At 63.9% G+C, this 26,663-nt stretch carries 22 protein-coding genes; 11 read left to right on the forward strand and 11 right to left on the reverse strand.

The annotated features are described in order from the left end of the window. Positions 1–20: 20 nt before the first annotated feature. A complete protein-coding gene (locus VPH41_RS25585; protein ID WP_328571944.1) occupies positions 21–1,037 on the forward strand; it encodes a septal ring lytic transglycosylase RlpA family protein in 1,017 nt (338 codons plus the stop codon). 71 nt (positions 1,038–1,108) lie between these two features. Here the strand turns inward: VPH41_RS25585 and VPH41_RS25590 are convergent, their stop codons facing one another. Genes VPH41_RS25590 through argS form a run of 7 tightly spaced genes read right to left on the reverse strand, consistent with a single transcriptional unit; the run spans position 1,109 to position 7,345 of the window. Next, the gene (locus tag VPH41_RS25590; RefSeq protein WP_328571945.1) at positions 1,109–1,816 is read right to left on the reverse strand and encodes an SPOR domain-containing protein; all 708 of its coding nucleotides are present in this window, start codon (positions 1,814–1,816) and stop codon (positions 1,109–1,111) included. Then, a complete protein-coding gene (locus VPH41_RS25595) occupies positions 1,810–2,568 on the reverse strand; it encodes a type III pantothenate kinase (RefSeq protein WP_328571946.1) in 759 nt (252 codons plus the stop codon). The genes VPH41_RS25590 and VPH41_RS25595 overlap by 7 nt, the downstream gene beginning before the upstream one ends. Positions 2,569–2,572: 4 nt before the next feature. Further along, positions 2,573–3,367: a biotin--[acetyl-CoA-carboxylase] ligase gene (locus VPH41_RS25600; RefSeq protein WP_328571947.1), complete on the reverse strand. Its 795-nt coding sequence runs from the start codon at positions 3,365–3,367 to the stop codon at positions 2,573–2,575. 15 nt (positions 3,368–3,382) lie between these two features. Next, positions 3,383–4,165 (reverse strand): SDR family oxidoreductase, encoded by a 783-nt coding sequence (locus VPH41_RS25605; RefSeq protein ID WP_328571948.1) that lies wholly within the window; start codon positions 4,163–4,165, stop codon positions 3,383–3,385. Positions 4,166–4,211: 46 nt separating this feature from the next. Then, entirely contained in the window at positions 4,212–4,883 is a 672-nt protein-coding gene (locus tag VPH41_RS25610; protein WP_152283908.1) for a thiol:disulfide interchange protein DsbA/DsbL, read from the reverse strand. 9 nt (positions 4,884–4,892) lie between these two features. Continuing rightward, on the reverse strand, positions 4,893–5,615 hold the full coding sequence (locus tag VPH41_RS25615; RefSeq protein ID WP_328571949.1) for an SPOR domain-containing protein: 723 nt from the start codon (positions 5,613–5,615) through the stop codon (positions 4,893–4,895). A gap of 20 nt (positions 5,616–5,635) precedes the next feature. Continuing rightward, positions 5,636–7,345, reverse strand: a complete 1,710-nt coding sequence (gene argS / locus VPH41_RS25620; RefSeq protein ID WP_328571950.1) for an arginine--tRNA ligase — start codon at positions 7,343–7,345, stop codon at positions 5,636–5,638. Positions 7,346–7,721: 376 nt separating this feature from the next. Between argS and rsmB the strand changes: the two genes are divergently transcribed. The 8 genes from rsmB (at position 7,722) to VPH41_RS25660 (ending at position 15,964) form a co-directional block, all read left to right on the forward strand. Further along, positions 7,722–9,149, forward strand: coding sequence for a 16S rRNA (cytosine(967)-C(5))-methyltransferase RsmB (gene rsmB / locus VPH41_RS25625; protein WP_328571951.1), 1,428 nt, complete (start codon positions 7,722–7,724; stop codon positions 9,147–9,149). Positions 9,150–9,246: 97 nt separating this feature from the next. Further along, positions 9,247–9,753 carry a DUF4390 domain-containing protein gene (locus tag VPH41_RS25630; protein WP_226938932.1) on the forward strand — a complete coding sequence of 169 codons (507 nt, stop codon included), beginning with the start codon at positions 9,247–9,249 and terminating at the stop codon, positions 9,751–9,753. Beyond that, positions 9,753–12,050: a sensor histidine kinase gene (locus VPH41_RS25635; protein ID WP_287776764.1), complete on the forward strand. Its 2,298-nt coding sequence runs from the start codon at positions 9,753–9,755 to the stop codon at positions 12,048–12,050. Before VPH41_RS25630 ends, VPH41_RS25635 begins: the two co-directional genes overlap by 1 nt. Before the next feature lie 98 nt (positions 12,051–12,148). Beyond that, on the forward strand, positions 12,149–12,868 hold the full coding sequence (locus VPH41_RS25640) for a response regulator (RefSeq protein ID WP_152256164.1): 720 nt from the start codon (positions 12,149–12,151) through the stop codon (positions 12,866–12,868). After that, positions 12,865–13,266 carry a GTPase gene (locus tag VPH41_RS25645; RefSeq protein ID WP_328571952.1) on the forward strand — a complete coding sequence of 134 codons (402 nt, stop codon included), beginning with the start codon at positions 12,865–12,867 and terminating at the stop codon, positions 13,264–13,266. Before VPH41_RS25640 ends, VPH41_RS25645 begins: the two co-directional genes overlap by 4 nt. A gap of 165 nt (positions 13,267–13,431) precedes the next feature. Then, on the forward strand, positions 13,432–13,689 hold the full coding sequence (locus VPH41_RS25650; RefSeq protein WP_010393222.1) for a BTH_I0359 family protein: 258 nt from the start codon (positions 13,432–13,434) through the stop codon (positions 13,687–13,689). Between the two features lie 77 nt (positions 13,690–13,766). Further along, complete coding sequence (locus tag VPH41_RS25655) at positions 13,767–14,546, forward strand: class II glutamine amidotransferase (RefSeq protein ID WP_328571953.1); 780 nt, start codon at positions 13,767–13,769, stop codon at positions 14,544–14,546. Between the two features lie 137 nt (positions 14,547–14,683). Continuing rightward, positions 14,684–15,964 (forward strand): EAL and HDOD domain-containing protein, encoded by a 1,281-nt coding sequence (locus tag VPH41_RS25660; RefSeq protein WP_152256167.1) that lies wholly within the window; start codon positions 14,684–14,686, stop codon positions 15,962–15,964. 101 nt (positions 15,965–16,065) lie between these two features. On the opposite strand, the gene VPH41_RS25665 is transcribed toward VPH41_RS25660, so the two are convergent. Both VPH41_RS25665 and metH read right to left on the reverse strand, forming a co-directional pair. Then, positions 16,066–16,437, reverse strand: a complete 372-nt coding sequence (locus VPH41_RS25665) for an SPW repeat protein (protein WP_287776775.1) — start codon at positions 16,435–16,437, stop codon at positions 16,066–16,068. Between the two features lie 115 nt (positions 16,438–16,552). Beyond that, positions 16,553–20,347 carry a methionine synthase gene (gene metH, locus VPH41_RS25670; protein ID WP_328571954.1) on the reverse strand — a complete coding sequence of 1,265 codons (3,795 nt, stop codon included), beginning with the start codon at positions 20,345–20,347 and terminating at the stop codon, positions 16,553–16,555. Between the two features lie 653 nt (positions 20,348–21,000). Here metH and VPH41_RS25675 point away from each other — a divergent pair. Further along, complete coding sequence (locus VPH41_RS25675) at positions 21,001–23,475, forward strand: hypothetical protein (protein ID WP_328571955.1); 2,475 nt, start codon at positions 21,001–21,003, stop codon at positions 23,473–23,475. A gap of 115 nt (positions 23,476–23,590) precedes the next feature. On the opposite strand, the gene fmt is transcribed toward VPH41_RS25675, so the two are convergent. Together fmt and def are read right to left on the reverse strand one after the other, a co-directional pair. Beyond that, positions 23,591–24,547, reverse strand: a complete 957-nt coding sequence (gene fmt / locus VPH41_RS25680) for a methionyl-tRNA formyltransferase (RefSeq protein ID WP_152283898.1) — start codon at positions 24,545–24,547, stop codon at positions 23,591–23,593. Positions 24,548–24,641: 94 nt separating this feature from the next. Further along, positions 24,642–25,184, reverse strand: a complete 543-nt coding sequence (def, locus tag VPH41_RS25685) for a peptide deformylase (protein WP_152283897.1) — start codon at positions 25,182–25,184, stop codon at positions 24,642–24,644. Between the two features lie 312 nt (positions 25,185–25,496). Between def and dprA the strand changes: the two genes are divergently transcribed. Then, positions 25,497–26,603 carry a DNA-processing protein DprA gene (gene dprA, locus VPH41_RS25690; RefSeq protein WP_328571956.1) on the forward strand — a complete coding sequence of 369 codons (1,107 nt, stop codon included), beginning with the start codon at positions 25,497–25,499 and terminating at the stop codon, positions 26,601–26,603. Positions 26,604–26,663 lie beyond the last annotated feature (60 nt).

Genomic DNA, 26,663 nt, shown 5'->3' on the forward strand with positions numbered 1-26,663 from the left:
ATACCTTCGCCATGCGCGGGATGAATGTTGCCACACTGCTGGCGGTCTTGCTGACCCTGGCCGCCTGCGGCACCACGCCGCAAAAGCCGCCGGCCAACGTGCCCATGCCGCCGGGCGGCAAGGTCAAGTCCCCCGTGCGCCAGGATCCCACCTTGCCCGCGCTGCCGGCCGCCGGCTCCGGGCGCGGCGGCTACTACAAGGACGATGGCCCGGGCGACAATCCGCCCGCCAACCTGCGCGACGTGCCCGATGCGGAAGTGCGCAACGAGCCGTATTCGACGCGCTCGAACCGTCCCTATGTCGTGTTCGGCAAGACGTATACCCCGATCACCGACAACGAACCGTTCAAGCAGACGGGCACGGGCACCTGGTATGGCAAGAAATTCCATGGCCAGCGCACCTCGTCGGGCGAAATCTACGATATGTACAAGATGACGGCGGCCCATCCGACCTTGCCGATTCCATCGTATGCGCGCGTGACGAGCATCGACAGCGGCGAGCAGGTGATCGTGCGCATCAATGACCGCGGTCCGTTCCACGCCACGCGCGTCATCGACGTGTCCTACACGGCGGCGCTGAAACTGGGCTTCCTGGGCAAGGGCAGCCACCAGGTGGTCGTCGAGCGGCTGCTGCCGGCCGACATCGATGCCATCCTGGCCGCCAGGGCGGCGCCCAAGCCGGTGCCTTCCGTGGTCGCCATCTCCATCGATACGCCGGTGGAAACGGGCGCCGTGGTGCAGCCGGAAGTGTCGACGCAGATGCTGCCCGTCGATGCGACGGTGGCCATGCCTGCTCCGGCGGCGCTGGCCAGCGGCTTCTATCTGCAGCTGGGCGCCTACTCGCGCGCCGACAATGCGGAAATGGGCCGTTCGCGCCTGGCGCCCTACGCGGCGGCTCTGGGAACGCTGGGGGTGGTGCAGGCCGGTAATCTGTTCCGCCTGTACGGCGGACCGTTTTCCAGCCGCGCCGAAGCGGCACGGGCGGCGGCGAATCTGCCGGAATCGACCGGCATCAAGCCGATCGTCATCCAACGATAAGGCACGGGACTGAACCGCAGCGCGCATCGCAGGTGCGCACAGAGCGACGCGCAGCAGGTTTGCTCAGGTGCTTATTTGCAGTTGCGCAGTTCCTGCTCCGGGAACTGCGCCTTGATCTTTTCCAGCCGCGCGCGCGTGGCGGCGTCGAGGTCGCGGAAGCGGTAGGCCATCTGCTTGCTGGCGCTGTAGCGCGGCGCGATGCGGGCGCTGTGCACGCCCTGCTTGTTGAGCGCTGCCAGCTGGCTTTGCGCGCTGTTTTCCGACTTGAATACGCCCAATGAAATGCCCCAGCGCTGCGGGCTGACTTCGTTCATGATGAAGTAGTTCGTCACGCCCAGCTGCTTTAATTCGCCGGCCTTGCGGTCGGCGCCTTCCTTGCTGCCCTGCGGCGGGATGTACACCATGTAGCTGGAAATCTCCTGGCCGGCCACGTTGCGGCGCGACTGGCGGTCGCCCAGGTCCAGCGCGGCCACTTGCGCTTCGAAGCGGCGTCCGTCCGCCAGCAGGAAATTGCCCACCTCCGTGCAGGCATACGATGGCGGCGGCGCGGGAGCGGCCGTCGCCGGCGTGGCCGGTGTCGCCGCGTCGTCGGCGGGCGGCGGCGCGGCGGGCGCCGTGGCCTGCTCCTGCGTCAGCAAGGTGAGCTTGCCGGCCTGCAGCTGGTTTTTCAGGCGCGCCGGTTCGCGTGTCTCGCTGCGAAAACTGCCCAGATAACCCTGGCCGATGGCCAGCACCAGCAGGTTGACGCCGGCCAGCAGCCAGAAGACGAATTTCAGCATACGTGGTTTCCTTGTGTTCCCGCTGCGCCGGTGCGCGCGGCCGCCTGCAGGCCGATCATGACGATATTGTCCACCAGGTGCAGTGGTACCGCCAGCGCCAGTGCCGGCGCGATGCGGGGCGCGGCGCCGCCGGACAGCAGGCAGGCGCTGGCGCCGTGCATGCGCACGGCCCGTTCGATGGCGCCCGCCTGCGCCGCCAGGCAGCCGGAGAGGATGGCGTCGTCCGTGTTGTCGGCGAAGCCGGCCGGCAGCATGGCGTCGCTGGCGATCTGCGGCAGCTGCGCCGTGTTGCGTGCCAGCGAACTGGCCATCAATCCCAGTCCCGGCAAGATCATCCCGCCGAGGAAAACGCCATCTGCCGTGATGGCGTCGATGGTGGTGGCGGTGCCGCAGTTGGCGACGATGACGGCCTGGCCAGGCGCCAGCACCTGCGCGCCGATGGCGGCGGCAAAACGGTCGCAACCGAGCTGCGATGGCGCGCGGTAGCTATTCTTTAATCCCGCCAGCTGCGGCTGCGAAGTGAAGTCGCAGGGCGCCACGGGCAGCATGGCGCGCAGGCGCATGCCGATGACGGCGCCTGCCACGTTCGACAGCAGCGCTGCGCTGATGGCGAGGCCGGCCCACTGCGCGGCCAGGGTGTCGATCTGCGCATGCGCGACGGCGCCGCTGGCCAGCCAGCCGCCGGCGGCACTATCGGCGGCCACGAGCGCCCATTTGATGCGTGTATTGCCGGCGTCTATCAGCAGCAGCATGCGCTTACTCCCCCGCCAGGCGCAAGGACACGTCGCCGGACATGACTTCCTGCAGGCCGCCATCGGTGCGCAGCAGCAAACGGCCCAGGTGGTCCACGCCGGCGGCCATGCCTTGCTGCAGCAGCTGGCCGTTGTCGAGGATCTTCACGTGCTGGCCCTGCCAGGCGTGGAGCAGGTTCCAGCGTTCGGCAAATGGCGCGAAGCCCGTGTCGTCGAATTCGGCCAGCACGCCGGCCAGGCGGCTCAGGAGCGCCGCGACCAGGGTGTTGCGCTCCATCTGCGCCAGCCAGGGCACGGCCGAGACGCTGCGCCCGATCTGCTGCTCCAGCGCATCGGGCATCAGCAAATTGATGCCGCAGCCGATGACGGCCCACACGCCACCGTCCGCTGCCTGCTGCGTTTCGACGAGGATGCCGGCCAGTTTGTGGCCATCCTTGAGCATGTCGTTCGGCCACTTCAATTGCACCGGCACGCCCAGCGCCGTCATGCTTTCGGCCAGCGCCACGCCGACGGCCAGGGGCAGGCCCACCATCCCGTGCAGCGGCCCCTTGAAGCGCCAGGCCAACGAGAACATCAGGCTGGCGTCCGCCTGCGACACCCAGGGCCGTCCGGCGCGCCCCCGTCCGGCAGTCTGCTGGCCGGCGATACGCAAGGTGGGGCCGGCCAGGGTGGCGCAGCGCGCCAGCAGGTCGGCGTTGGTCGATCCCGTTTCGTCGACCACTTCGATGGCCACGTGGGAGGCGCCCGTGGCGCAATGGGCGGCAATGGCCGCGCTGTTCAGGTCTGAATGCTTCGTCATGGTGAGGAGATGGTTTTACTGGCTGTCGCCGGATGGCTTGCTGCGCGCCTTGTGCGGCGCGTTGGCGAAGGCCATGTCGTAGACGGCATTGGGCAGCGCGCGCAGCAGCTTGGCGACGACGCCCATCTGCCACGGGATCACGCGGTAGCTGTCGCCGTCGGCGATGGCGCGCGCGGCGCGTGCGGCGAATTTTTCGGCCGGCATCAGGAAGGGCATGCGGTAGGCGTTATGCCGCGTCATCGGCGTGTCGATGTAGCCGGGCGTGATGGTGACGACCTTGACGCCCGCAGGTTTCAATTCCAGACGCAGCGATTCGCAGTAGCTGATGACGGCCGCCTTCGAGGCGCTGTACGCTTCGGCGCCGGGCAGGCCGCGGATGCCCGCCACGCTGCCGATGCCCACCAGGCGTCCGCTGCCTTGCTGCTGCATGGTGGCGATGAAGGGGGCGAAGGTGGCGACGGTGGCCGTGACGTTGATGGCCATGAGGCGCGCGAAGGCGTCAAGGTCTTCCGCGTGTTCGGTCAAGGTGCCGTACGACACGCCGGCGCTGGCGATGACGACATCGATGCGCCCCGCATGGGCGATGAAGTCGTGCGCCGCATTCTTCAGGGCGGCGTGGTCGCACACATCGACGGCGTAGGCGCGGTGGTGTTCGGGGTGGGGCAGGGAGGCGATCAGTTGCTGCAGGGTTTCGCCGCGGCGGGCCAGCAGGCCCAGTCGGGCGCCCTGGCGCGCGTACTGCAGCGCCAGGGCGGCGCCCAGTCCGCTCGACGCCCCCGTGATGAAAACGCTGTGCATCAGGCGATGCGCGCGTGCCGGGGCTGCGCCAGGGAGGTAGACATGCTTATTTCTTTTCCGCTTTGGCTTTCGCAACCAGCACGTCCATCACGGTGAGCGCCTGGGCGTTCAGCTGCTCTTCGTTCTTGGCCGACTTGCTGCCTTGATCGGCCTGCGATGGCGAGGTGATATAGCGGCCATCGATGGCGATCATGGGCCAGAACGTCACGTTATAGCCTTGCATCATGGCGTCTGCGCGGCGCACGCGGGCCGAGATACCCATCGAACGGTAGGTGTCGATGAACTTCTGGCGGTCCACGCCCTGCTTGGCGACGAAATCGAAGACGGCGTCGTCCGTGTTCAGGCGGTTGCGCTCCACGTGCATGGCGTGGAAGACGCTGGTGTGCAGCTTGTCGATCAGGCCCATGGCTTGCAGGGTGAAGAACAGGCGCTGCTGCGGCGCCACGCTGTCATCGCGCGACACGTGCACGCGCTTGAAGACGATGTTGTCGCCCTGTTTCTTGACCCAGGCCGCCAGTTGCGGCTCAAGCACGTTGCAATGCGGGCAGTAATAGGCGAAGAATTCCGTCACTTCGATCTTCTTGCCCGATTCCGTCGCCTGCGGCGTGGCCAGGGTTTCGTACTCGACGCCGTTTTTCGGATCGGCCGGCGAGGCCGATGCCCCCATGGCGGCGGTGCACAGGGCGGCGGCGAACAGGACTTTCTTCAGAAAACGCATGCTGGTTCCTTATTTTTGGTTGCGGACGACGGCGACATCGATGCCGTTTTCGGACAGTTTGGTGCGTGCGCGGTTCATCGCTTCGAGCTGGTTGAACGGCCCGATGCGCACGCGGTGCAGCACGCCGGCATCGGTGCTGCGGTCGCTGATGGCCGCTTCGAAGCCGAGCAGCGCCAGTTTGCCGCGCGTGCTTTCGGCGTCCGACATGTCATGGAAGGCGCCGGCCTGCAGATAATAAATCCATTTGTCGCTGGCTGCATCGGCCTTGGCGTCGGCTTTCGTCTCGGCCTTGGCCTGTGCTGCCGGGGCGGCCGCCGGCGTTTTCGGCGTCGGCTTGTCCTTCAGGGTGCCGATCAATTCCTGCAGCGCGTCTGGCGGCGGCGCTTTCGGCTGCTGCGCGGGAGCTGGCGCCGGTGCCGGCGCAGCGGGCTGCGTCGGCGTGGTGATTTCGCGAGGCTCCTTGGAGAAGTCGCGCGCCGCTTCCTTGGCCGCTTCCTTGTTGCCGTACATCGGCTTGTTCGGGTCGGCGATCTGGCCGGCCGTCGGTTCGGCCGATTTGCCGGCCTTGGGCGACTTGTCGGTGAAGGGCGAGGCGCCCTTGGTGATCACCAGGGCGACCACCACGGCGATGCCCAGGCCGATGACCAGGCCGATGATGATACCGACCAGCGTATTACCCTGCTGGCGGCGGACCGGCGTGGCGCGGGAAGCGTAAGAGGAAGCGTGATTCATTGACGGTTTGACCTTCGCGATTACATTTTGTTTGGCGCGGACACGCCGATCAGTGCCAGGCCGTTGCGCAGCACCTGGCGCGCGGCGATGACGAGCGCCAGGCGGGCCATCTTGACGGCTTCGTCCTCGACCAGCACTTTTTCGGCGAAGTAGAAGCTGTGCAGGTTGGCGGCCAGGTCGCGCAGGTAGAAGGCGACCTGGTGGGGGCCCAGTTCCGCTTGCGCGCGCGCCAGCATTTCCGGGTAGGCGGCCAGGGTCGCCAGCAGGGTCGCTTCCGTCGGCGCCGTCAGCGGGGAAAGGTCGACGTTGGCAACCGTGCCTGCATCGCCGCCCCAGTTTTCCAGGATGCGGCAGATGCGCGCATGCGCGTACTGCACGTAATAGACGGGGTTTTCATCGGTGGTTTTCAGCGCCACGTCGACGTCGAAGACGAATTCCGTGTCGGCCTTGCGCGAGATCAGGAAGAAGCGCACGGCGTCGCGGCCCTTGGCGATGTCGCCGCCGCCCGACCATTCGATCAGGTCGCGCACGGTCACGTAGGAGCCGGCGCGTTTCGAAATTTTGACTTCTTCGCCGTCCTTCATGACGGTGACCATCTTATGCAGCACGTAGTCGGGGTAGCCTTGCGGGATGCCCATGTCGACCGCCTGCAGGCCGGCGCGCACGCGCGCGATGGTGCCGTGGTGGTCGCTGCCCTGGATATTGATGGCCTGCACGAAGCCGCGCTGCCATTTCACCAGGTGATACGCCACGTCCGGCACGAAATACGTATAGGTGCCGTCCGTCTTGCGCATGACGCGGTCCTTGTCGTCGCCGAAGTCGGTGGTGCGCAGCCACAGCGCGCCATCCTGCTCGTAGGTGTGGCCCGCCTTGATCAAGGTCTCGACGGCGCTGTTGACCTTGCCGTCCGCGTACAGCGACGATTCCAGGTAGTAGTTGTCGAACTTCACGCCGAATGCCTGCAAGTCGATATCCTGCTCGTTGCGCAGGTAGGTGACGGCGAACGGGCGGATCGAATCGATGTCGTCCACGTTACCGTTGGCCGTCGCCGGCAAGCCGTCGCTGGCCGACACGGTCTTGCCGGCGATGAAGTCGTTGGCGATATCGGCGATGTAGTCGCCGTTGTAGCTTGACTCGGGCCATTCGGCGTCGCCCGGCTTGAAGCCGCGCGCGCGTGCCTGCACGGAATTGGCCAGGGTCTGGATCTGCACGCCTGCGTCGTTATAGTAGAACTCGCGCGTCACTGTGTAGCCTTGCGCGTCGAACAGCGACGACAGCGCGTCGCCCAGGGCTGCCTGGCGGCCGTGGCCCACGTGCAGCGGGCCCGTCGGGTTGGCCGAGACGAATTCCAGGATGACCTGCTTGCCGGCGCCTGCCGTGCTGCGGCCATAGCTGTCGGCCTCGCTCAGGATGGTCTTGACCACGGCCTGCTTGGCGGCGGCGGACACGCGCACGTTGATGAAGCCGGGGCCGGCGATTTCCACTGCCTCGATCAGGCCCTTGCCGGCCGGGTTGGCCAGCACGGCCGTGACGATGGTTTGCGCCAGTTCGCGGGGATTCTGTTTCAGCTGCTTGGCCAGTTGCATGGCGATGTTGCAGGCGACGTCGCCATGCGATGCATCGCGTGGTCGCTCGAGCACCACGGAAGGCGCAAGCGAAGTGCCGGCCAGGACGGGAGCGAGGGCGGCCTGGAACAGGGCGATGATTTCTTGTTTCTGTTGGGCGAGCATGAGCAGGATGGCGGTGGAACCGCGTTAAGAATGAATAGAATGAATCAAAAAGCAAAACGGACGGCAAGTATCCAAGCCGCCCAGACTGCGTTAATTATACTGGTTTGCTGCCGGGAACAATACGCCGGCCGGCAGTGTGCCCGTGCCGGCGCTTTTCACGATATTATCAGGACGGCATGGTCATGTTGGTGCACGAAAACATCAGCATGGTGCATTCTGCTTGTATATATGCAGTTTTTTGCCGGAAATTGCCCATATCGCTGCAATCGCTTGGGCCAGAGGGCGCCACAAACGCTACAATCGACCCTTTATTGATGACGCGCGGCCGCGTATTTGCCACCATGCCGCCAGCCGCGCGCAGCCACACCGGATAACTATGAACAAGCGCCCCACGCTGAAATTGAAAACCAAGCCGGCGCCAGGCCAGGCTCACGCCCCTGCCGCCGCAAAATTGCGTCCCAGCTACCATCCCGACCTGAAACCGGTCCTGCAGCCAGGCTTCCAACCCGATTTGCGCGCCGACTCGCTGGCGTTTTGCCTGCTGGGCGCCGCCAATGCCGTGGCGCAAGTGCGCACGGGCACGGCCCTGCCGCAAGCGCTGGCCAAGGTGTTTACGCAATCGAACGCCAGCCCGCAAGCGCGCGGCGCCATCCAGGATATTTCCTACCGCACCATGCGCCAGCTGGGCCGCAGCGAAACCCTGGTCGGCCTGATGACGTCGAAGGCGCCCGAGCCGCCGATGCTCGCTGCGCTGCTGTGCTGCGCGCTGTCCCTGATGTCGGCCGAGCCGGGCGAGCAGCCGTACGAAGAATTCACCGTGGTGGACCAGGCCGTCACGGTGGCCACCTCGCACCCTGACCTGGCGCATGCGAAGGGCATGGTCAATGCCGTGCTGCGCCGTTTCTTGCGCGAGCGCACATCCCTGCTGGCAGCGGCCTTGCAGCAACCTTTGGCGCAATGGAATTATCCGCAATGGTGGATCGACTCGCTGCGCCTGGCCTATCCCCGCGACTGGCAAGCCATTCTGACGGCCGGCAATGCCGTGCCGCCATTGACCCTGCGCGTAAACCGCCGCAAGAGCACGGTCGAAGCGTATCTGGCCGTGCTGGCCGAGGCGGGCATTGCCGCGCGCCAGGTGGGGCCGTTTGCCGTGCGCCTGGACAAGCCCATCGGCGTAGCGCTGATCCCCGGCTTCGAGCAGGGCGTCGTTTCCGTGCAGGATGCCGGTGCACAACTGGCCGCACCGCTGCTGGACTTGCAAGATGGCATGCGCGTGCTGGACGCCTGCGCGGCGCCTGGCGGCAAGACGTGCCACATCCTGGAACTGGCCGACGTGCAAGTTACGGCCATCGATGCGGACGCCAAGCGCTTGCCGCGCATCGCGGAAAACCTCGAGCGCCTGGGCCTGGAAGCGACCCTGAAGGCGCAGGATGCGCAATCGAGCGCGTGGTGGGACGGCCAGCAGTACGACCGCATCCTGGCCGACGTGCCGTGCACGGCCTCGGGCATCGTGCGCCGCCATCCCGACATCCGCTGGCTGCGCCGCAAGGGAGATGCGTTCCAACTTGCAACACTTTCATCTAAAATTCTGGACAACCTGTGGCAGATGCTGCGCCCCGATGGTAAATTGCTGTTCGTGACTTGTTCATTGTGGCCGCAGGAATCCGAGGCACAGGCGGCGGCATTTGCGGTGCGCAATAATGCGACCCGATTGACAGCGCCTGGCCAGCTGTTGCCGACTGGCAGCGCGGAGCAGGACCACGACGGTTTGTTCTATGCGCTATTCCAAAAAAATGCGGCTTGAGCGATTCGTCGATACTTTTCCTACGGACACTACCGGCACACTTGTGACAACACGACTCTTCCGACTCCTGGCCCTGCTCCTGATGCTGGCATGTACCATGCCACGCGCGCATGCCGCCGACATGGTCGAGATCACCCGTGCCTACATCGAGTCGAGCGAAGAGGGCTACAAGCTGGCCGCCACGTATTCCTTCGAGCTCAATCACGACCTCGATGATGCGGTACAGCATGGCGTGCCGCTGTATTTCACGACGGAAATCGAACTGACCCGGCCCCGCTGGTACTGGTTCGATGAAAAGGCCATCGTGGCGCGCCAGACCAGCAAGCTGTCGTACAACGTGCTGACGCGCCAGTACCATGTGTCGGGCGGCGGCTTGCAGCAAAGCTTTCCCACCCTCGACGATGCGCTGTTCCTGATCCGCCGTCCCAGCCGCTGGCTGGTGGCGCGGCGCGGCGAGCTGAAAGTGGGGCAGACGTATAACGTCACCTTGCGCATGGGCATGGATCGCGACTACCTGCCCAAGCCCATACAGGTCAATGCCTTCAACAACAGCGACTGGCGCCTGGCTTCGAATAAAAAAACCTTCTTGTATACGGCGGAGTAGTGAGTCAAGCATTGCGCTATCTGCTGGTGGTGGGCGGCGGCATTGTCAGTATCCTGCTGTTCCTGTTGGCATCGGCTTCCGACAATTCCGGCTTCTTCGACCGTTACTACACCTGGCTGCTGGGCCTGAACGCGGCCGTGGCCGTCTCCCTGCTGGCGCTGGTGGGCATTTCCCTGGCCCGGCTGTACGCGCGCTACAAGAGCGGCAAGTTCGGCTCCAAGCTGATGACGCGCCTGGTGATGCTGTTCGCCGCCGTCGGCATCCTGCCGGGGCTGGTGATCTTCCTTGTTTCCGTGCAATTCGTATCCCACTCCATCGAATCCTGGTTCAACGTCAAGATCGAAGCGGCGCTGGAATCGGGCATTGAGCTGGGCCGTGCGGGCCTCGATGCGGCCCTGGTCGAACTTGACCACCGGGGCCACAAGGCGGTCGATGAACTGGGCGCCGATCCGGTGGCCGGTCCGGCCGTGCTGACCAGCCTGCTACGCGAAGAGGGCATGCAGAACGTCATGATCGTCAGCGGCGACGGCGTGCTGCTGGCCAGCGCCGGACCGCACAGCGCGGCCGACTTGCCGACGCCTGCCATGCTGGTGCAGGCGGCCTTGCCGGCTGGCTATGCCTCCGCGGAAGGGGGCCTGGAATTGCACGACGATGGCACGGAGTCGGGCGGCGGCGGTTTCCGCGGGGGCGTGCCGGCGCCGCTGGAACCGGCGGCCAGCCTGCGCCTGCGGGTGCTGGTGGCCGTGCCGGGCCCCTCCGTCTCGCCCCGCTACCTGCAACTGCTGCAGGCGGTGCCGCCCAAGCTGGCGACGAATGGCGAGGTGCTGCGCGCCGCCTACAGCGAATACAAGGAACGCTTTGTCGCGCGCGTGGGTCTGCGCAAGATGTACATGGAAATCCTCACCTTGACCTTGCTGCTGGCCATTTTCGGCGCCATCGGCAGCGCTTTCCTGATCGCGGGCAACCTGGCCCAGCCATTGCTGCTGCTGGCCGAAGGCACGCGCGCCGTGGCCGAGGGCGACCTGTCGCCGCGCCCCATCGTCGCCACCAAGGACGAGCTGGGGACCTTGACGCAGTCGTTCAACATCATGACGCGCCAGCTGCTCGACGCGCGCACGGCCGTGGAAAGCAACCGCGCCGCGCTGCAAAACGCCAAGGCCCACCTGGAATCCGTGCTGGCGAACATGTCGGCCGGCGTGATGGTGCTCGATGGCGATTTCAAGCTGGTGACCTGCAATGAATCGGTCGAGCGCATCCTGCAGCATTCGGGCATGAGCATGGTGGGCCAGCCGCTGGCCGATATTGCTGGGATGGAAGAGTTTGGCGGCGCCATCATCAGCGCCTTCACGGCGCAAAGCGCGCAATCGGCATCGGGCCGCAACCAGCAGCGTCTGCACTGGCAGCGCCAGATCGAGATTCCGCGCCGCGTGGGCAGCAGTGCCGACGAGCATGACATCACCTTGCTGGCGCGCGGTTCGCGCCTGCCGCTGGAGTCCGGCAGCGGCTACATCGTCGTGTTCGATGATATTTCCGACGTGATTTCCGCGCAGCGCTCGATCGCCTGGGGCGAGGTGGCGCGCCGCCTCGCGCATGAAATCAAGAATCCGCTCACGCCCATCCAATTGTCGGCCGAACGCCTGCAGATGAAGCTGGAAGGCAAGCTGGAGCAACCGGATGCCGACTTGCTGAGCCGCGCCACCACCACCATCGTCAAGCAGGTCGATGCGATGAAGCGCATGGTCGACGATTTCCGCGACTATGCGCGCACGCCGCCGGCCGTGCTCACGCCCTTGCGCTTGAACGAGCTGATCGAAGAGATCCTGAACCTCTACCTGCGCGGCGACGATGGCGACATCATCCACCCCATGCTGGCGCCGAACCTGCCCATGGTGATGGGCGATCCCACCCAGTTGCGCCAGGTTATCCATAACTTGCTGCAGAATGCGCAGGACGCCATGGCGGACCTGCCGCCGGACTCGCCGCATCCGCGGATTGACGTACGGACGGAAGCAATTCATTATCGCAGTGCGGACGGCGGCGTGAATATCGCCGTGCGGCTGGCCATCACCGACAATGGCCCTGGTTTCGCGCCAAAAATCCTGGCGCGCGCCTTCGAGCCCTATGTGACCTCAAAGGCGCGGGGCACGGGATTGGGCCTGGCGATGGTGAAGAAAATTATCGATGAACATGGCGGACGCATCGATATCGAGAACCGGGTCGACGGCAATGGCGCTTCGGTGGTCATTTTGCTGTTAAAGTTAGCTCCCGACACTCCTGCCCAGGAATTCCTGGCATGAAGGTCTGGTTTAGTATTTAAAACACTAATAAAATCATAGTTGTCCGCCGTGTGCATCTTGTGCGCGACGGCCGGCGAAATGAGGAAGGCAAGACACGAATGGCAAACATACTCGTAGTGGATGATGAAATGGGTATCCGTGAGTTGCTCTCGGAAATATTGGGCGACGAAGGACATGCTATCCAGCTGGCCGAAAATGCGCAGCAGGCGCGCGAAGCGCGTGCCGCCGGTGCGCCGGATCTGGTATTGCTGGATATCTGGATGCCCGACACCGATGGCGTCACCTTGCTCAAGGAATGGCAGCGCGATGGCTTGCTGACCATGCCCGTGATCATGATGTCGGGCCACGCCACCATCGATACGGCGGTCGAGGCCACGCGCATCGGCGCCATGAACTTCCTGGAAAAACCGATTGCCCTGCAAAAACTGCTGAAGGCAGTCCAGCAAGGCTTGACGCGGGCACAGGAAACCGTGCGCGCGCCGAGCGTGGCGCCCCGTCCGGCGGCACCCGTGGTGGCCGAGGAAAGCAGCCATCCCGTGCCCAGCTTTGGCGGCAGCGCGCCGCAACAGCTGATGGTGCGCCCAGGCATCGCCATGCCGGCGGTGGCCGAAGGCCATGGCTACAACCTGTCGTTCGACTTGCCGCTGCGCGAGGCGCGCGATGCGTTCGAGCGCATGTACTTTGAACACCACCTGGGCCGCGAAGGCGGCAGCATGACCCGCGTGGCGGAAAAGACGGGCCTGGAACGCACCCATTTGTACCGCAAGCTGAAACAGCTGGGCGTCGAACCGGGCAAGCTGGCCAAGAAAGGCCTGTGACGCCAGCCGTGCGGCGTCCGACGCCGCTGACCCTGGTCAGCGGCGGACGCGCCGATGGGCGCGAGGCGGCCATCGCGCGCGCCTTGCCGCCGGACCAGCCGGCCGCCGTGATCCTCGAAGGATTGGCTGACGGCAACGGCATCCTGGCCGACCTGGCCGAGCAAGTTTCCCCTTCTCCATCGTTTCCATTGCAACTGTTGCGCATTGCGCCTGGTTGCCTGTGCTGCAGCGGCAATCTCGTATTGCGTGTAACATTGAATCGTCTGCTGCGCCATCCACCCGCGCTCCTGTTCATCAGCCTGGCCGACGCCTCGCACATCGAACAATTGCGCACCTGGCTCACTGCCAGTCCCTACGATGCCCTGCTGGCGCTGCAAGCAGACATGGTGGTGTCCTGAACGCGGTTTTTGACGTTTTCCTGATTGCATCACCGCAGTCGCAATTTGCATCTCGTTACAACTCTGTAGCCCGCCGGGTGGCATGGCGCTTGAAATGGCGCCGTATCAACCCCACCTCTGTTCTGACACCGCAGGAGATTCTCCTGCTTGAGCGAAGGATGCAAAATGAACCTGATCTATAACAGCGAGCAATACAGCGTCGTGGAATTCGGCGCCGACGTCGACCTGGAAGCCCTGCGTTTTGGCGGCTATGAAATCGTCGACAAGGGCGGCAAGCGCGAAACCTTCATCGCGGGCGTACTTGCCCAGCATTTCCGCCGCGACGTCACGGAATTGATCGCCAGCGAACCCAGCATGGAAGAGATCGATGAATTTTTGGGCAGCTACGATTCCCTCATGAGCCAGCCGGTCCTGTTGCACTAGGCGGATGGCCATCGCCGCCATACCAATCCGCCGGACGGCATGGTATGGTGGCCGTGTTATCCCGCTGCAAACAGATCATGTGCCAACTTCTTGGAATGAATTGCAATGTCCCTACGGACATTGTCTTTAGTTTTACCGGCTTCGCCATGCGCGGCGGCCATACCGATACCCACCATGACGGCTGGGGCATCGCCTTTTTCGAGGGCGCCGGCGTGCGCCATTTCGTCGACCACCAGGCGGCTATCGCCTCGCCCGTGGCCGAACTGATCAAACGCTACCCCATCAAGTCGCGCAATGTCATCGCGCATATCCGCAAGGCGACCCAAGGCCAGGTGGCGCTGGAAAATTGCCACCCGTTCGTGCGCGAACTGTGGGGCCGCTACTGGGTGTTCGCCCACAATGGCGACCTGAAGGAATTCCATCCCGTGCTGACGGGCAGTTACCGCCCTGTGGGCTGCACGGACAGCGAGCTGGCGTTCTGCTATCTGCTGCAGGAGCTGCATGCGCGCTTCGGCGATGCCCCGCCGGCACTGCCGCAGCTGCATGCGGCCCTGGCGGAGTTGCTGCCCAGCATCGCGGCCCATGGCACGTTCAACATGATGCTGTCCAGCGGCGAAGCGCTGTTTGCCCACTGTTCCACCAGCTTGTACTATCTGGTGCGACAACATCCGTTTCCAACTGCTAAACTCTCCGATGAAGACCTGAGCGTGGACTTTTCCCAGGTGACGACGCCCCAGGACCGCGTGGCCGTGATCGTTACCCAGCCGCTGACGACAAATGAGCAATGGACGGCGTTTGCGCCGGGTGAATTGAAGTTATTTGTCGACGGGATGGTGCAAGACACGCCGGTAGCCTAATTTGTTGACGACAATACGCTTGATTGCTGCCAAAATACCCACAGCGCGGGCGAAATTCAGCTAAAGTATTGTCAATAGTGAACCTTGATGCGGGCGCCGCGCGGCCGGTGTCACTCGACCTGATTGATGAAGAGTTAATGATCGATATTTCCAGCAACGACATCACCCCGAAACCCTTGCGCGTGCGCGAGTTCTATCTGGGGCGACAACCTATCCTTGACCGCAATCAAGCCCTGTTTGGCTATGAGTTGCTATTCCGCAACGCTCCGGTCGGTCCCGCCAACATTACCAGCGACCTGTCCGCCACCGCGTCCGTGATTGCCCACGCTTCCCAGCTGGGCATGGAAAAGGTCATCGGCGACGCGCTCGGTTTCGTCAACGTCGATGCCGACGTGATCATGAGCGACATCTTCGTTTTCCTGCCGCGTGAAAAAGTCGTGCTGGAAATCGTCGAATCGATGCCCGTCACGCCGGAAGTGCGCGCACGCATCAGCGAACTGGTGGGCCACGGCTTCACCTTCGCGCTGGAAAACGTGGTGTCCGACACGTCGCAAGTGCAGGAACTGTTGCCACTGGTGCAATATGTCAAGATGGACATGAGCACGGTCGACCCGAAAGTGCTGGCAGCGCTGGCGCCCCGTTTCAAGCAGGAAAACAAGAAGCTGGTGGCGGAGAAGGTCGAGACGCGCGAAGAATTCAAGTCGGGCCTGGACCTGGGCTTCGATTACTTCCAGGGCTATTACTTTGCCAAGCCCGCCATCATGACGGGCAAGAAGCTGTCGCCGTCGCAACTGGCCGTCATGGAGCTGATGACCCTGGTGACGTCGGACGCCGACAACATGGATATCGAGCGCGCCATCAAGCGCGACGTGTCGCTGGCCTTGAACCTGCTGCGCCTGGTCAATACGCCGGCCGTGGGCGCGCGTCAGCGCATCGATTCATTGAGCCAGGCCGTTACCGTGCTGGGCCGCCGCCAATTGCAGCGCTGGCTGCAAATCATGCTGTATGCGGAACCAAGCAAGCGCGGCCATAGCATGACGCCGCTGCTGATGCTGGCCACCACGCGCGGCCGTTTGCTGGAATTGCTCGCGCATAAACTGCGTCCGAACCACGCCCACTCGGCCGATATCGCGTTTACCGTCGGCATCATGTCCCTGATGGATACCCTGTTCGGCGTACCGATGTCGGAAATCCTCGGCCAGATCGAAGTGATCGACGAAGTGGCTGAAGCGCTGCTGTCGCGCGAAGGCTTCTATGGCGACCTGCTGCGCCTGGCCGAATGCATCGAGCGCATCGAAGACATGGAAGGCGAGATCGTGCCCACCTTGCGCGACCTGGCCATGTCGCCGGACGACCTGGTGGAGCTGGAAATGGCCGCCTATGAGTGGAGCGACAACGTTGTCAGGTACGCGCTGTAGGTCGGATTAGGGCGGCAACGCCGCACGTAATCCGACAACATTGTTGGCGCACTCTTCAAAAGCCCTGCACGGCGTCGCCGTGGCAGGGTTTTTTTACGCCGCTATGCGGCCGCGCCGGGCCAGTGCTTGTGCAGCTCGGGGTCGGTGCGCAGTTCCCACAGGGCCAGGACGGCGACGGCGATGCCGACGATCAGCTCGTTCCACATGACGACGCGCTGTTCGGCCAGCCGCAGGACCCACGGCGAGGCGGCGACCCAGACGCCCACCAGCAGGTTGACGACGACGGCCCAGAAATACGTCTTGTACAGGTCGAAGGCGGCCAGGATGGCGATCACGAGGCCCGAGACAAAGGCATTGACCATCTGCGGCGAGCCTTCGGGATAGGAAAAGGCCCAGGGCGAGACGAGCAGCCACAGGCCCAGCAGCAGGATCACTTGATCTTGCCAGCGTTTCAGTTTGAAATTGGTTGCCATATATTACCTCCTTGCCAGTTGGGAAACGGGCCGGAGCGGGCATGCAGCATGCCGACCGGCATACTGCGTTAGTGCGCTGCGGCGCGCGATAAGTTCCGCGCGCCGTGTACCTGGATCAGGACAGATTGGGCGACAGCCAGCGTTCCACGTCCTCGATGCTGGCGCCGCGGCGCTTGGCCATGTCTTCCACCTGGTCCATGCCGATCTTGCCGACGACGAAGTATTTCGATTCCGGGTGGGCAAAATAGAAGCCGGACACGGCTGCGCCGGGGAACATGGCATACGATTCCGTCAGCTGCATGCCGATTTCCTCCGCCTGCATGACGTCGAACATCTCTTTCTTGACGGTATGCTCGGGGCAGGCAGGGTAGCCGGGCGCGGGGCGGATGCCCACATATTTTTCGCCGATCATGTCGTCGTTGCTCAAGTGCTCGTCCGGCACATAGCCCCACAAATCCTTGCGCACACGCTCATGCAGGTATTCGGCAAACGCTTCGGCCAGGCGGTCGGCCAGCGATTTGAGCATGATGGACGAGTAATCGTCGTGCGCATCCTCGAAGCGCTTCTCGTATTTCTCGATGCCGAGGCCGGATGTCACGGCGAACATGCCGATGTAATCCTTCACGCCCGATTCCTTCGGGGCAATGAAGTCGGCAAGGCACTGGTTCGGGCGCTGCACGCCGTCGACCACGGGCTTGACGCCCTGCTGGCGCATGCCGTAATACGTGAACGCCACGCTACTGCGCGTATCGTCCGTGTACACCTCGATATCGTCGTCATTGACGCTGTTGGCCGGCAGCAAGGACACGACGCCATTGGCCGTCAGCCAGCGCCCGTCGATGAGTTTTTTCAGCAAGGCCTGGCCTTCCGCGTACACCTTGGTGGCCGCGTCGCCCACCACGTCATCGGTCAGGATGGCGGGGAAGGGGCCGGCCAGGTCCCAGGTCTGGAAGAACGGGCCCCAGTCGATGTAGTTGGCCAGGGTGGCCAGGTCGACGTTTTTAAAGACGCGGCGGCCGATGAACTTTGGCTTCACGGGCGTGCACGGGCCGTCGAACGGCACGACCATCTTGTTGGCGCGCGCCTGCGCCAGCGGCAAAATCGGCAGCGCCTTCTTGTTGGCGTGCTGCTCGCGGATGCGGGCGTAGTCGAGTTCGATGTCTTCCACATACTTGTCGCGCTGTTCCGGCGTCAGCAAGGATTGCGCCACGGATACGGAACGCGAGGCGTCCGGCACGTAGATGACGGGGCCCTCGTAGTTGTGGGCGATTTTCACGGCCGTGTGGGCGCGGCTGGTGGTGGCGCCGCCGATCAGCAGGGGAATCTTGAGCATGCGGAAATGCTCGTCGCGCTGCATTTCCTTGGCGACATATGCCATTTCTTCCAGCGACGGCGTGATCAGGCCCGACAGGCCGATGATGTCCGCGTTTTCCACCTTGGCGCGGGCCAAGATTTCCGAGCACGGCACCATCACGCCCATGTTCACCACTTCGAAATTATTACACTGCAGAACGACGGTGACGATGTTCTTGCCGATGTCATGCACGTCGCCCTTGACGGTCGCCATGATGATTTTGCCCTTCGGCTTGGCAACGATGCCCGTGCGCTTTTCTTCCAGCAGCTTTTCTTCCTCGATGAACGGAATCAGGTGGGCCACGGCTTGCTTCATCACGCGCGCCGATTTCACCACTTGCGGCAGGAACATCTTGCCCTGACCAAACAGGTCGCCCACCACGTCCATGCCGGCCATCAGGGGGCCTTCGATCACGTGGATGGGACGCCCGCCATTGTGCAGCAGTTCCTGGCGCGCTTCTTCCGTGTCTTCCACGATGAATTGCGTGATGCCGTGCACCAGCGCGTGCGACAGGCGTTCCTGCACCGTGCCTTCGCGCCAGGCCAGGGTTTGCGCCTCGGCCTTGCCGCCCGCCTTCAGGGTGCCGGCAAACTCGATCATGCGTTCGGTCGAGTCTTCGCGGCGGTTCAGCACCACGTCTTCCACGCGCTCGCGCAATTCCGGGTCCAGGTTGTCGTACACGCCCACCATGCCCGCGTTGACGATGCCCATGGTCATGCCCGCCTTGATGGCGTGGTACAGGAAGACGGTATGGATGGCTTCGCGGGCGGGATCGTTGCCGCGGAAACTGAAGGACACGTTCGACACGCCGCCCGAGATCTTCGCGTATGGCAAGTTTTCCTTGATCCAGCGCGTGGCGTTGATGAAGTCGACGGCGTAGTTGTTGTGCTCTTCGATGCCGGTGGCCACGGCAAAGATGTTCGGATCGAAAATGATGTCTTCCGGCGGGAAGTCCAGCGCATCGATCAGCAAGTGATAGGCGCGCGCGCAAATCTCGATCTTGCGCTCGAAGGTATCCGCTTGCCCTTTTTCATCGAAGGCCATGACGATGACGGCCGCGCCATAGCGGCGGCACAGCTTGGCCTGGCGCAGGAATTCTTCCTCGCCTTCCTTCATGGAAATCGAGTTGACGATGGCCTTGCCCTGCACGCATTTCAGGCCCGCCTCGATGACCGACCATTTCGACGAGTCGACCATGATGGGCACGCGGGAAATATCGGGTTCCGACGCGATCAGGTTCAGGAAGCGCGTCATGGCCGCCAGCGAGTCGAGCATCGCCTCGTCCATGTTGATGTCGATTACCTGCGCGCCGTTTTCCACTTGCTGACGGGCCACGGACAGGGCTTCATCGTATTGCTCGTTGAGGATCATGCGCGCAAACGCCTTCGAACCCGTGACGTTGGTGCGTTCGCCCACGTTGACGAACAGCGACTCGTCGTTGACGACGAACGGTTCCAGGCCGGACAGGCGCAAGTCGTGCGACGGGGCCGGCACGGTGCGCGGGGTGTTTTGGGACAGCAATTTGCCGATGGCGGCGATGTGCTCGGGCGTGGTGCCGCAGCAGCCGCCCGCCATGTTCAGAAAGCCCGCGTCGGCGAATTCGCGCAGCAGGGCGGAGGTGTCGGCAGGCAACTCGTCGAAGCCCGTGTCGCTCATGGGGTTGGGCAAGCCCGCGTTCGGGTAGATGCACACGAAGGTGTCGGCGATCTTGGCCAGCTCTTCCGCGTACGGGCGCATCAGGGCGGCGCCCAGCGCGCAGTTCAGGCCGATGGTCAGCGGTTTCGCGTGGCGCACGGAATTCCAGAAGGCGGGCACGGTCTGGCCCGACAGGATGCGGCCCGAGGCATCCGTGACGGTGCCGGAAATCATCAGGGGCAGGCGCACGACGTCCGGATTCTGCTCGTAGAACAGGTCGATGGCGAACAGGGCGGCCTTGCAGTTCAAGGTATCGAAGATGGTTTCCACCAGCAGCACGTCGGCGCCGCCCTCCACCAGGCCCTGCGTCTGCTGCAGATAGGCGGCCACCAGCTGGTCGAAGGTGACGTTGCGCGCGGCCGGGTCGTTCACGTCCGGCGAGATCGACGCCGTCTTCGGCGTGGGGCCCAGGGCGCCCGCGACGAAGCGCGGCTTGTCCGGCGTGGAATATTTATCGCAGGCGGCGCGCGCCAGCCTGGCCGCCTGGACGTTCATTTCATAGGCCAGGTGGGCCATGTGATAGTCGTCCTGCGCGATCGTCGTGGCGCCGAAGGTATTCGTCTCGATCAGGTCGGCGCCCGCTGCCAGGTAGCGCTCGTGGATTTCCTGGATGATGTGCGGCTGCGTCAGGGTCAGCAGCTCGTTATTGCCCTTGACGAACAGCTCGCGCGCGCCGCTGTCGGCCGGCGCGGCGAAATCGATGAAGCGGCCAGCGGGGCCGCCCCGGTACGCTTCTTCGTCGAGCTTGTATTGCTGGATGATCGTGCCCATCGCGCCGTCGAGGATCATGATCCGCTGCGCCAGAATGGCGCGCAAGGTGGCTTCGGTCGGGGACAGGGCAGGGATCACGGTAGCGTTCATTTCATGCTTTCAATAGGCAAACGGGCGGCGGCGCGGTGGCCAGGCGGTTGCGGGTCAGCTTGATCAGCGGACGGAGAGTGCCGGCCGGGTAGGGCGGGCAGAAGGTGGCAATCGCCTGATTTCACCGGGCCTAAAATTATACGGCATCAGGCTGCTTTGGTTTTAAGCAAAAGCGGCCCCCAGGCCAGTCTGCCGTGTTTCGCGCAACACAAGGGCGTTACGGCCAGCCCGGCGGCGGCCGTTGCCCGGCCCCCTCCGCAAATTACATTCCTGAAAATCTTACTCAAAATGTTAATTCTTCCGATAAAGTTGGCAAGAAGGCATGGCGTCTAGGCTGTGGAAAAATTTCCACATTATTTATCTCTGTCCCAATTATTTTTCATGAATGGAATGGCAATAGCTGCAAAGGAAAATAATTTTGATTTACAGCAATACAGAATGAAACCGGTAATGCTAAAAATAAAGTTTGCCAAGCAGATACTTTAATTATTATCAAAACCAATTGAATCAAAAGCATTAATAGTTGTCTTCGGGAATCGAATTAACCGATAATATTGGTTCCTTGAAATTAAATTCTCACCAAAAGTCACCGATATGTCACATTTCTCTCGTGTCCTCCCCGGCATCGCGCTGCATCAACATGGTTGCCAGCCATGAAAAACCATCTGCTTGTTGCATTGTTTGTCGTGCTGGGCCTGTCTGCGTGCGGTGGTGGCGGAGGCGGTGGCGATACGGTGGTAGCGGCCACCTCCGGTGATACGGTCCTGACGCCTTCCGTATCGGCCGTCTCGGCGGCGAATGTCGCCGTTGGCGGCAGCCTGGTGCTCACGGGCAAGAATCTGAGCCGCGCCACCGCCTTCCAGGTGGGCGGCGTGACGGTGGCCACCAGCGCTACCAGCGACAGCAGCGTTACCCTGGTCATGCCGGGCGTGCCCGTCCAGGGCGCCTTGAGCCTGGTCAGCGCCGGCGGCACGGCGGCCACCAGCTATAACGTGAATGTGTACCTGCCCTTGAGCGTCAGCAGTGTCGCGGCCTTGACGGGCGGCGTCGGTTCCAGCGTCACGCTCGCGGGCGGCGGCATGGGTGCCGTGACGACCGTGCAGTTTGGCAATGGCGCAGCGGCGACGCCGCAAAGCCAGACGGCCAGCAGCGTGACCGTGGTGGTGCCCTTGGGCGCGGCAACGGGGCCGCTGACGGTGCGCGGTCCATATAACGATGTGATCAGCAGCGATACGTACACGGTCCTGGCCAGCGTGGCGGTGACGTCGATCACCTCGGCCGTCAATGGCGCGACCTTGTCGGTGACGGTGCAGGGCAGCAATCTCGACCAGGTCAGCTCGGCGTCGGTCGGCAGTACGCCAGCCACCATCGTCAGCGCCAGCGGCAGCCAGCTGCTGCTGTCGGCGCCAGCCTCGGCAACGGGCAACGTGATGCTGTCGGCCGCTGCGCGCGTCGCCGTCAATGCCGGCACGGTATCGGCCTTTACCCTGGGCAGCATCGATTTCGCGCAAGTACTGAACTTGAACGCCAGCGATACGGCCTTGCGCTTGACGCGCGGCAAGCCGGCCGCCGTGCGCGTGGCCGTGCTGGCCGCGCAGGCGGGTCAGGCCAGTCCGGCCGTCATCCTGAACGCGACCGCCGCCAATGGCAGCAACCTGGGCAGCATCACCATGACGGGGCCGGCACTCTTGCCGACGACGAAGAGCAATGACAGTTTCAGCGGCAATTTCAGTGCCGTCCTGCCGTCCGGCTGGATCTTGCCCGGCGTGCGCGTGCGCGTGACGGCCGTGGGCAATGATGGCGTGCAAGTGAGCCAGGAAGCGGCGCCCACGGTGGCCAGCCTGGCCAAGATTCGCCTGGTGCTGGTACCGCTGAGCACCGATGATGGCGTGGCGCAACTGCCTGACGCCGAGCTGATCCGTGCTGCGCTGCTGCGCGTGTATCCGTATGCGACGGAAAACATCAGCATCACCACGCGCGCTGCGCTGAGCATGCCTGGCAGCAGCACGGCCGACAGCTGGTGGAGCGATAGTCTGGGCAAGCTGGAAAGCAAGCGCGCGCTGGAAGACAGCGGCGCCTACTATTATGGTTTCGTGCCGAAAATGTCTTCCACGCGCGCCGCCGGCCTGGCCTACATCAACGGGCGCAGCAGCGGCAGCGATTTCACGTCGGCCATCGGCCTGGACGCCCGGTTCAACAGCATTGCCTCCGTCGATCCGTTCGGCAATAGCTGGCCTGAATGGCTGACCACGCTCGTGCATGAGCTGGGCCACAACCACTCGCTGCAGCACGTCGCCTGCGGCGGCCCGGCTGGCGCAGCCACCGACTATCCGTATGCGAATGGCGACCTGGGTCCGCAACCGCTGTACAACAGCAGCTATGCGGGTAGCATCGGCCAGCTGAGCAAGGCTGTGTATGGCAGCACGCCGATGAAGGACGTGATGAGCTATTGCAGCGGCGCGTGGTTTTCCGACTACAGCTATGCGCGGGTGCAGCAATTCCTGGAAAAACGCAGCACGCAGCCTGCGGGCAGCAATGTGCTGGCCGCCAGCATGTCCGTGGCCGAGAATGGCTACCTGACCATTTCCGGCCGCATCACGCCGGGCGGCGTGGCCTTGCGCCCGGCCGTTGCCTCGTCGGCGCGCATCGGCACCGCTGCCAGCGGCAGCGGCCATGCGTACACCCTGCGGATTCTGACGGCGTCCGGAGCGACTATCGACTTGCCCTTCGATGGCGTCTCCGTGGCCGACCATGGCGGCAACGCCATGAGCCACTTCCGCGTCAGCTTCGCCAACCCGGGCGAAATCAGCGATGTGCAAGTATTGTCAAATGGCAAGGCTTTAGCCAAGCTGGAGCGCCTTGCGCGCCGCAGCAAGGCCGCCGCCAACGATGCCACGTTTGATGCGACGCAAAGCGGCGGCAAGCTGGCGCTGGTCTGGAATGCCGAGGCGGAACCGTATGCGGCCGTGCTGCACGTGGCGGCCGATGGCCGCAAGACGGTGGTCGCCAGCGATTTGACGGGTGGCAAAGCCAATGTCGACGTGAGCGCCGTGCCGGCCGGCGGGCGTTTCGAAGTCAGCCTGTCGTCGTCCGTGGGCGGACGCCTGATGAAGGTGCAGCGCCGCTAAGCGCTGCGGCTGGATGTAAAAAGGCTTGCCGCGGCAAGCCTTTTTTTATGTGCGCAATATGCACAGATGCTGTGTGCGCCAGGTACTGCCCTTGCCGCGGGCAGCGATGGGCAGCTTAAACGAAGCGCTTGCCTTCGAGGGGGAAACCCTTGATGAATTCGGCTGCGGGCAGGCGCTTGCCGCCCGGTTTTTGCAGTTCCGTCAGGCGCAGGGAGCCGTTGCCGCAAGCGACGACGATGCCGTGCTGGGCGTCGGCCGCCAGTACCTGGCCCGGCGCTTCCTTGCTGTCCGCCTCGAGCACGTCGGCGGCCCAGATCTTGATGGTGATGCCATCGACCTGGCCGCAGGCGCCGGGAAACGGATTGAAGGCGCGGATTTTCAAGCCCAGCTCCAGCGCCGGCAGGCTGAAATCGAGCGCTGCCTCTTCCTTGGCGATTTTGGCCGCGTAGGTCACGCCCGCTTCCGGCTGGGGCACGGCTTCCAGCGGCTGCTGCTGCATCTTGCGCAGGGTCTCGACGATCATCTTGCCGCCCAGTCTGGCCAGCTTGTCGTGCAGGCTGGCCGTGGAATCGCCCGCCTCGATGGGCGTGCGCTCGATGGCCAGCATGGGGCCCGTATCGAGACCTTCTTCCATCTGCATGATGGTCACGCCCGTTTCATCGTCACCGGCCTCGATGGCGCGGTGGATGGGCGCGGCGCCGCGCCAGCGCGGCAGCAAGGAACCGTGGATATTGATGCAGGGTTTGATGTCGAGCGTGCTGCGCGGCAAGATCAAGCCGTAGGCGGCCACGACCATCACGTCGTAGTCGGTGGCCAGCAGGCGCTCGTGGGCTGCCTTTGCTTCCGCGGCGCGCTGGGGATCCTTGCTGTCCATGCGCAAGGACAGCGGCTGCAGCACTTCGATGCCATGCTGCTGCGCGTATTGCTTGACGGCCGAGGCGTGCATCTGCATGCCCCGTCCGGCAGGGCGGTCGGGCTGGGTCAGCACCAGCGGAATCTCGAAGCCCGCTTCGTGCAAGTCTTTCAGGGCCGTGGCGGCAAATTCAGGCGTGCCTGCGAAGATCACTTTCATATGGTTCCTTGACGTGAGGTGCGCAGGCCCGCGCCGGAGGCGCCAGGCTGGCAGGGTGTTACGGTCAGTCTATCAGCACAGCGGAAAAAGCGGATTAGAAGCGGCGATTCTGCGCGCGCAGGCTCGCTTCGCGTTCGAGACCACGGATTTCCTTGATCATCTTGGTCTTGATGCGGTTGCGCTTGAGCGGCGACAGGTATTCGACGAATACCTTGCCCAGCAAATGATCCATCTCATGCTGGATGCAGACGGCCAGCAAGCCATCGGCTTCCAGTTCGAACTGCTTGCCGTGGCGGTCCAGCGCGCGCACCTTGATGCGGGCCGGGCGCTCGACGCCATCGTAGACGCCGGGCACGGACAAACAGCCTTCGTCGTAGACCTGCTTTTCTTCGCTGGCCCAGGTGATTTCCGGGTTGATGAACACTTGCAGCTGGTTTTTCTCTTCGGTGATGTCGATCACCATCATCTGGATATGCTCGTCCACCTGCGACGCGGCCAGGCCGACGCCAGGGGCGTCGTACATGGTTTCGGCCATGTCGTCGATCAGGGTTTGCAGGCGCTCGTCAAATTCCGCGACGGGCTTGGCGACCGTGTGCAGGCGAGGATCGGGGTAACGCAGGATATTTAATATGGACATACGGATTCGACTGGTTAAGGTGGGCGCCGGTGCGCCGGATAATTCATGCCTGGGCCATGCGCGCGATGGCATGGCGGATTGTTATTGAGTGTGCGTACGCTACGGTTGGGTGCGTGTGGCGCAACGGCGCGGCAGATGCGTTTGCCAGTGCGTCGATTTGTCTGCTGCAAAGGGAAATTTTATCACAGACGCCCATGGCCCTGTGGATGCGGGGCCGTTTTGCCCCGCCATGGCACGCATCCTTGCGCGCGTCGGCATCGCGCGCGCGCCATGGCGCTAGCATGGGGGAGCACAGTACATAGCGAGGTTGTCATGCATGCAATTGCAACGCCGGCAGACACGGCCACGGAGCTGGCGGGCTGGCTGCGCCTGCAGCATGTGCCCGGCGTGGGGCCCGTGGCGGCGCGCGCCTTGCTGGCCCGCTTCGGCTTGCCGCCGCACATCTTCTCCGCCCCGTTCGACGCCTTGCGCGAGGTGGTGCCGGCCAGCGTGGCGCGCCTGATCGCGCAGCCGCCCAGGCCCGTCGCCAACAGCCAGCTGGAACTCACCCTGCAGTGGCTGCAGCGGCCCGGCAATGCCGTGCTGACCCTGGCCGATGCCGCCTATCCGCCCCTGCTGCTGGAAATTGCCGATCCGCCGCTCTTGTTATATGTGCGGGGGCGGGCCGAACTGCTGTCGCGGCCCGGCGTGGCCATCGTCGGCAGCCGCAATGCCAGCGTGCAAGGCATGCAGAATGCGGCCGCGTTCGCGCACGCCCTCAGCGGGGCAGGCGTGACCATCATTTCCGGGCTGGCGCTGGGCATCGACACGCACGCGCACGAGGGCGGCTTGCGGGGCGCGGGCGGCACCGTGGCCGTGATCGGCACGGGCGCCGACTTGGTGTATCCACGACGAAATCTTGATCTGGCGCAAAGAATTGCCGAACAAGGCTGCATCGTCAGCGAGTACGCGCTGGGCTTGCCCGCCATGCCCGCTAACTTTCCGCGTCGCAACCGCCTGATCAGCGGCCTGGCGCGCGGCGTGCTGGTGATCGAGGCGGCCGCGCAATCGGGCTCGCTGATCACGGCGCGCCTGGCAGGCGAGCAGGGCCGCGACGTGTACGCCTTGCCCGGTTCCATCCATGCCACCCTGGCCAAGGGTTGCCATGCGCTCATCAAGCAGGGCGCCAAGCTGGTCGAGTCGGCCGACGACGTGCTGCAGGAATTGTCCTGGCTGGGCATGCCGGCGGCACGGCCCGACGACGCGGCGCCCGTGGACACGCCGCTGCTGGCCTTGCTGGGCCACGATCCCCACGATGCCGATACGCTGGCCGCGCGCAGCGGCCTGGCCATGGGTGTGCTGATGGGCGAATTGCTGGCGCTGGAGCTGGCGGGCCGGGTGGAACGCTTGCCGGGAGGACTGTTTCAACGCTGCAAATGACAGCTTGTCACTTGTGTGGCGGCCTTGCCGCACGGGGCCGCTTTGTCGGCGCACACCCTT

The organism is Janthinobacterium sp. P210006 (assembly GCF_036231885.1).
In the GTDB taxonomy this organism is placed as follows: domain Bacteria; phylum Pseudomonadota; class Gammaproteobacteria; order Burkholderiales; family Burkholderiaceae_D; genus Janthinobacterium; species Janthinobacterium violaceinigrum.